Annotated in this window: 4 protein-coding genes; all 4 read right to left on the reverse strand. The window is 42.7% G+C overall.

The genetic code is table 11. The features are described 5' to 3' along the window. Positions 1-22: 22 nt before the first annotated feature. The 4 genes from BJP37_RS02705 to BJP37_RS02720 all read right to left on the reverse strand — a co-directional run bounded on the left by BJP37_RS02705 (position 23) and on the right by BJP37_RS02720 (position 6,222). Positions 23-781 (reverse strand): DUF4388 domain-containing protein, encoded by a 759-nt coding sequence (locus BJP37_RS02705; RefSeq protein ID WP_075896276.1) that lies wholly within the window; start codon positions 779-781, stop codon positions 23-25. Positions 782-1,551: 770 nt separating this feature from the next. Then, positions 1,552-2,151, reverse strand: a complete 600-nt coding sequence (locus BJP37_RS02710) for a DUF4388 domain-containing protein (protein ID WP_229415170.1) — start codon at positions 2,149-2,151, stop codon at positions 1,552-1,554. A 141-nt stretch (positions 2,152-2,292) separates the two neighbouring features. After that, entirely contained in the window at positions 2,293-2,439 is a 147-nt protein-coding gene (locus BJP37_RS35445) for a DUF4388 domain-containing protein (RefSeq protein ID WP_229415171.1), read from the reverse strand. Between the two features lie 1,290 nt (positions 2,440-3,729). Then, entirely contained in the window at positions 3,730-6,222 is a 2,493-nt protein-coding gene (locus BJP37_RS02720) for a response regulator (RefSeq protein WP_075896278.1), read from the reverse strand. Between the last annotated feature and the right edge of the window lie 1,009 nt (positions 6,223-7,231).

Consider the following 7,231-nt stretch of genomic DNA (forward strand, 5'->3'; position numbering starts at 1 on the left):
ACCCCACCGCGCATCAAAGATTCTAGGTGGGGACTGCGCTCAACATTTTGTTCAACAAAGGTCTTGCTTGTGCAAGACCCACTGTGATTAGCCTAAACGCAATCTGCTGTACTTGTTCTACTGGTAGTTTCAGCTGCTTTGCGATCGCTTTGAGAGAAACTTTGCCTGTTGTATAATTCCACACTTTGCATTCTAAAACGTTGAGTCGATAATGGGATTGGGGTGGATCGCAGATGGTACTGACTAAACCCCAATCAGGGTCAGGCAATTGCTCAGCCAAAGCCTCCCAGTGCTGCAGTTCCCTTAACCCGATCAATGTTGCTTCTGTTGCTGGTATACTTAAACCGGTCATTTCCAGGGTTGGGATCGGCACGTTCTGCTCGAATTTAAATCGACCATCTTTGAGTTCAAACAAAGGACACACTTGCCGTTGTATTTGAATCTGAAACAACCATTTTAGTTGTGCAGTTTGTAAAATACCTTGACTTTGGAGGTATAAACCCAGTGGCTGATTGGGAGTACATGACTGAGCGAGTTTATTGACTATACTGTGTTTAACCCACTGATGTTGAGCAATCAGGACAATTAAACCCTGATGGTCTAATCGATTAGCTGCTGCCACAATCCGACCCTGATACACCCAAATGTGATGAACTGGTCGCCGGTATCCAGAAACTCTGGGTAAGGCAGTAATTCTCAGCCAACCAGTTTTCTTTCCTTTCTCTAAAAACTGAAAAAGTTCTGGCAAGTATAAGTCGCTTAGGTAACCATTAAGGGACATGTCGGGTAATTAAAACCAAGAGAGCACCTTGAGAGTGTCAACTATGAGTGACAATAAATTATATAGTGTTAGATGGTTTGTGCGGCAAAATCCAAGTTTTAGCTCAACCGCGATCAGCCCCACGTGTCACCTTGGGCGTTGGCTTTTGTTGACTAAAGCCGAGAGTTCTTAGGACAAGGATAAGAGGTAGGTTAGCCATCGCTCCGGGCTTTCCAGGTAGGGAAACAACCTTTGATCACTCAGCCCCTCATAAATCCCAGACAAAGGTTGTTTTTTTGATCGGAGCAAAGATGTTGTACTATAATAGTATGGGTTTGACCATTTCGACAAAGAGCTAAGTTGGAATTAGATAAATTCAATCCTGGATTGAGGCTAGATTATTAGAATAGTTGTTTTCAATACTTGGAAACATACCTCAAAAAGCAGGAGCTGTTGAGTTTAAATAGAACTCTTCCTCTACGTCTGAAATCATTTATTATCGAGATAAGTTCCAAAGAAATGATTTTAGTATTCAAGACTAGTTTTATATTGCAGTCTTCTAGACTAGTTTGATTAATAATTCCAGCTTTGGATTAACGGTGATATCAACTGAGCAATCAACTAAAGCGCGAGCAATTCTGAAAATTTTACCAACTCTAAAACGCGCTCTGAGGGAATACAGTTGTGTTGACCTCCATAATTAAGAGTACCTTTAAGTAGTACCTTTAAGTAGTACCTTTAAGGAAGTTTTGATCCCGTTTAAAAAGGGATCATAAGACGACACTTGACCGTCAGTTCAATGTAGATAGGTCACATAAGTTGCTAACCAATAAGGGCACTTCTTCTACTAAACCGGTTGTGATTAGTCTAAAAGCAACTTGTTGCACTTTTTCTACTGGTACTCTCAGTTGCCTTGCAATTCTCTTGAGAGAAACATTGCCATTGGTGTACTCCCAAACTTGCCACTCTATAGAGTCCAAACTGTATTTAGGTTGACCACCGTTGATACTGACCAAACCGCCATTCGGGTCAGGTAATTTATCTGCCAGAGCTTCCCAGTTGCGGAGCGATCGCAATCCCTTCAACATAGCTATTTTTGTTGGCATACTCAAACCCGTCATTTCTCGTGTTGGTATGGGTACATTCTGTTCAAATTTAAACTGACCATCTCGGAGCTGAAACAAAGCACAAACATGCTGTAGAATTTGCATTCGAAATAGCTGTTTTAATTGGTCACCCTGTAAAGCACCCTGAGTTTTAAGACATAAACCCAGAGGTTTATCTATGGCACACAGCTGAGCTAACTTAGCAATTACCCGTTCGCTAACCCCGCAGTGTTTAACAATCAGCGATACCAAACCTTGATTGTCTAACCGATCTGCAGCTGCCACCAGGTGACCCTGATAAGTAGTCGGACAAAAGTTTTTGGGTCTGTATAAAGTTTTGTAAAGATTGCCAAAACGCTTGTGGTATAAAAATTAGCCTTTATTTTACATTTATTAACACAGCGAAGTTTAATTATGTCCGACTACTTACACCCAAATATAATGAGTTCTCCTAGGGGTTACTTGGTTTCTTGGCAAGGGAAGCAACCTTAGCAAACCAGTTTTTTGTCCCTGGGCGATAAACTGAAACACTTCTGGTAGGGAAATATCGGTTAAATGGCCTGTAACAGACATAATTGTTAATTTGCTTCATACTAAAGGGTTAGCGGAAATTACTAATTTATAATATATTAAGATTTGTTAAAAAAACACCTGAAAATAGTTTTTCAAAGTCAACGTCAACGTCCTATGAGCTGAGTGGCTTGTTAATTTGAAATTAAATCCCATATCAATTGATTAACCATATTGAGAGAAACAATAATTGGTAGCAGTTTCCGAAAGGTCAGACCGATATAATCATGAGGGGTCTGACCCATCGATTGATTATGCACTAGCGATGTTAAGGCTGGTAAAAAAGTTTCCTAGAACGCTTCTACCTTAAGATCTGGAATACCAAAATTATTGCTATGGGCAGATAAATTTTCCAAGAAATTTTATATTTAACAAGCGAGGGGAAAAGCAAATTCATAGGCTATAAACGGTTCTATACCCTGTTTTATACCCTATTAGTCAGGCTTAATTTTTTAGTGAGACTCTGATCAGTAATTGCTTACTAGGGTTGGATCAAAATCTTTCAACTGACGCGCTCGCCAATAGGCTCTGGATCAACAACCTACTTTACCCTTCATCGAAGGGCTATACTTAATGGCAAAGGCTAGTCTAGCCAAAGGCGGCTCCTAAAGAGCAACGACCACCGCGCTCGAGGGCGAGAATGGCTTACCTTAAGGGCATATTTGTACGAGAATCCATTCAGGGTAAGCTCTACAAACTCTATGGGTTGCAACCTATTTTTTTGAGATTAGATTAGATGCCCCATTCAGACAGCCCACAACAATCAATCTCTTGGTGAGCTTTCACGCTAAGCTTTTTCAAAGCGTGGAGCCGCAACACAAAACCACCATTCCCTGACTCACCATCCAATATTCGGATTAGAAACAAAGCAACGTTCGCGTAGCGTGACCTACGGTCAAAGGTTTGCGAGTTAGCTCAATAAACGTCGATTCCGTTCGCGTAGCGTGACCTACGGTCAACGGAAAGTCGGCACTTTCGCTCTTGAGAACTATTTTCGGATTCGACTAAATAAGCTTTACACCCTAATGAGGTCTTAAAAATGACCTATGCTTGATGGCTACTCTCAAGCTTTATACTTTTGAGCCTAACTCCAAATGAAAGATCAATATCTTTGAATCGATAATCTTTAAACTATCTTTATATTATCCCCAATTGTGAAATAGTCGAGTAAGTTGTGAATAAAATGTGAATGTATCGGTTCCATTTTTCACCTCCTACCTGGTAACAATTGGGTTTAATAGATCACGCATCAGGTTGGTTTAAGGCAGAGAACGCTTTACTCATGAAAAAGTACTACTGAGTGAAGTTTCCAGCTAGGGATTGAGCTGGGAATACACAATCTTGACCAGTGGCTTGGGCTCGCTCAATAGCCTCATCAGCGGCTCGATAAAGGCTTTCGATGTCTGTGCCATCCCCAGGGTACTCTGCCACCCCAGCACTAAATGTTACCTGCACTAGCTCACAGTCATGAAATTCTTCACTAACAGTCTCCAAAATTTCTTGGAGCCTTCTGACCCCAGCCTGTCGATTGAGACCATACATCCCGATGAAAAACTCCTTACCTCCCCAGCGGGCCACTATATCGTGACTGCGAAACTTTTGCCGCAAGATTTGTCCTAACCGCTTCAGAATTCTATCTCCCATCACATGACCATATTGCTCATTCACCTGCTTTAAGTTGTTTAAATCCAATAAGGCATAGCAAAGAGGTTGATGGTAGCGTTGGGATAAGTGCAGTAATCGGTTGAATTCTATGGTAGATTGACGACGATTAGCCACACCAGTTAATTGGTCAGTTTCTCCTAAACTACGGAGCAGTTTGGTACGCTCTAGACGATGGAAAACACGGGTGACTAACTCGGATTTCGTTATCGGTTTAAAGATATAGTCATCAGCTCCAGCTTGATAAATGCGGTGAATTGTTTCAGAGTCTTGGTGTTCACAAAGCAATAGGATAGGTAATCCATGCCAGATGCGATCATTGCGCACAACTTGGCACAGTTCAATCCCATTGAATTGGGGCATGTCTAAATCCAAGATCAGTAGATCAGGTGCTGTCGCTTCGAGCTGTTCCCAAAATTGATCAGGTTCTTCTAAGGTAATAATCTGCACTCCTAAAGGTTGTAGGAAGTGTCGTATACTTTCCAGCACTAGGGGATCATCGTCTACTGCCAGCACTTTGGCGGTGGAAGGTCTGTCTTGATTTAAAACATCTTCAACGGTTTCTAGTAACTGTATTGGGGTAACGGGTTTGGATAAAAACGCCCGTCCTCCCTGACGAGCAACCTCAACGCGATCGCTAAACCGATTTTGCTGTGTAGAAACGATTACTGGGATTTGAGGGTATTGGTTCTGGAAATATTTGAGGAGTGCGATTCCGTCCTCTCGATAATTGGGAAACATCAAGTCCAGTAGCACAACATCAGGTATTTCTTGATCCATGACAATTCTGGCTTGCCTGGGATCTAGGACAACTTTTACTTGCATATCCCAATTCACTGCTTCTCTTTCCAACTGTTGTGTCAGTTGCACGTCTCCATCGATAACTAAAATCAATGGAAGCTTTTTTGGTAATTGGTCCGGTGCCAGGGGTTGTGATCTATTATATTCGGTTAGTTCAGGCTCTTTTAAGACAGTAATGGTTGAATTATCTTCCAACTCACTACTGACATCACCAGAGCATGCTGATGGAGGTTGCTGGAGTTCTTCAGATAGAAGTGCTAGCAAAGATGCCAGATTTTGAATATTAGTTGGGGAGCGTAGTTGCTGTAATTGAGGACTAGGTAATTCTATTTGGTTGTCATAGTTCCTGCGTCTTGACCGATATCTCCGTTTACCGGAGTTCCTGGTCTTGGTTATACTGACTTCCTGTAGCCAGTACTCAATAGTTTGGGCTAGCCGTGATCCTTCCACTAAGCCAAACTTATCTAAAGCTCTCACCAGCTTGTGGACTTGCTGCTGGGCTTGTTTTCGCAGCTCCTCAGTAAGATGTCCGGCTTCGAGAGCATTAACCGCCTGTTCTACAGTGGCAAACTGACGCCACATGGTTCCTTTAGAACGTTCCCAAGGCTGATTGAACCTTGTTGGGGTTGGTTTGAGTTTCTTTATCTTGCTCCTCGGTAAGCTCTTGAGGCGATAGCCCATACCATAGACAGTTTCAATCACATCATCAGCTTCAACACTCTTGAGCTTGCGCCTTAACCCCTTAACATGTGCCCTAACTGTTTCTGGTGAAGGAGGGTCTTCAAATGACCACAGATGTTCGAGAATGATACTCTGACTAAATACTCGGCGCGGATGGCTCAGGAATAGTTCTAGAAGACCGTATTCCTTTGGTGATAGATGGAGCAGTTGCCCTTTATAAGTTACTTCACAGGTACTCGGGTCTAGGCAAACATCACCCCATTCCAGTAGCCTTAATCCAGAAACACTGTGGTGACGCAGTAATGTCCTAATCCGAGTCAACAGATCCTTGGCTGTAAAGGGTTTAACAATATAATCATCAGCTTCAGCATTAAGCTTGACTTGCTCAGCAATAGCTGATTGAGAAAGCAACAGCAAAATCCCTCTATCATAGCTTGCCTGCCGTAGTCGCTTACACAAGCTGATACCATCGAGCTTGGGTAAATCCACTTCCAGCACAATCAGGTCATAGGTAAAGGCTTGAGCATACTCCCAACCCTCTTCCCCATCTCCAGCAATATTTACAATATAATTCTGCTCTCTCAACACTTTACTCAAGGTTAGAGCTAGAGCATTGTCATCCTCTACCAGCAAAAGTCTCATGAACAATCCTGCTGTAAGCCTAGTCCTTTACAAATTTTGGATAAACACAGAACACTAAAAAATATACCTCTTTTGACAGATGCTATATATAATTTATTGATGTGTGTTCATCACTATTTGGGTTTTACCATTAGTAACGGCTAGTTGCACTGGATCATCTCAAAATTCTGTAAAGAGTGTGTAAAGATTGTGTCCAATTGAGAAGTTAGCCTTCCCTGTCTTAGTGAGCCTTCACCCTTAGCTCTGTTGGTGCGCATTCACCCTTAACTTTGAAAAAGCGCGGGGTCCCACCGCAGCTATTTGATGGAGGCTGAGCTTCTTTCCATAGCACCGAACTATGAAGATACTAAAGAAAGCCTTGTGACAATACAGGGTTGGGGATTGGGATCAGGCAAACGGAACAACGGAAGATCGGATTTTCCTTCTGTTTTTTCATTTAACCTTTACTCATACCAACTTGCATTCATGGGTAGTACTTTCTTCCCATCACCCAATCACCCGATCACCCAATCACCTGATCACCCGATCACCTGATCACCCGATCACCCGATCACCCGATCACCCGATCACCTTTTCAGCAAGCCACTCTGTTGGTGGGCCTTCACCCTTAGCTTTTAAAAAGCGCGGAGTCGCACCCCATCTTTGATCACAACGCCCGGATCAGTGGCTTTACCACTCCTTTAACAAAAGGGTGGGGATGAAGCCTCTGTCCTTCGAGAACACTAGTCCAGTAATAATACCAAGTTCGACTCAAATTCGTAAGTCATGCTCTTGGTGAGCCTTCCCTAGCCCTTTTTCAAAGCGCTAGGTCGCACCGCTTTCAGTTGTTATTAGTCCTTTGTCACCACTCGAGAACCAATTGAGTAATAGAAATTGAGAAATTCACGCTCGATGTTGGTTTCTGGAAAATCTATGGATTTATAGCCATCCCTACTACTAACCTAAGTTGCTAGTTGTGACGTACTCCCGACGTTGCCCTAACGGGACAACGCGGGCTTCTTGCCAACAC

The organism is Moorena bouillonii PNG (assembly GCF_001942495.1).
Taxonomy (GTDB): Bacteria; Cyanobacteriota; Cyanobacteriia; order Cyanobacteriales; family Coleofasciculaceae; genus Moorena; species Moorena bouillonii.

Bases quoted from the DNA above. Each gene is read 5' to 3' on its own strand.
- BJP37_RS02720 (WP_075896278.1), bottom strand. From the start codon at position 6,222: ATGAGACTTTTGCTGGTAGAGGATGACAATGCTCTAGCTCTAACCTTG.
- BJP37_RS02705 (WP_075896276.1), bottom strand. From the start codon at position 781: ATGTCCCTTAATGGTTACCTAAGCGACTTATACTTGCCAGAACTTTTT.
- BJP37_RS35445 (WP_229415171.1), bottom strand. From the start codon at position 2,439: ATGTCTGTTACAGGCCATTTAACCGATATTTCCCTACCAGAAGTGTTT.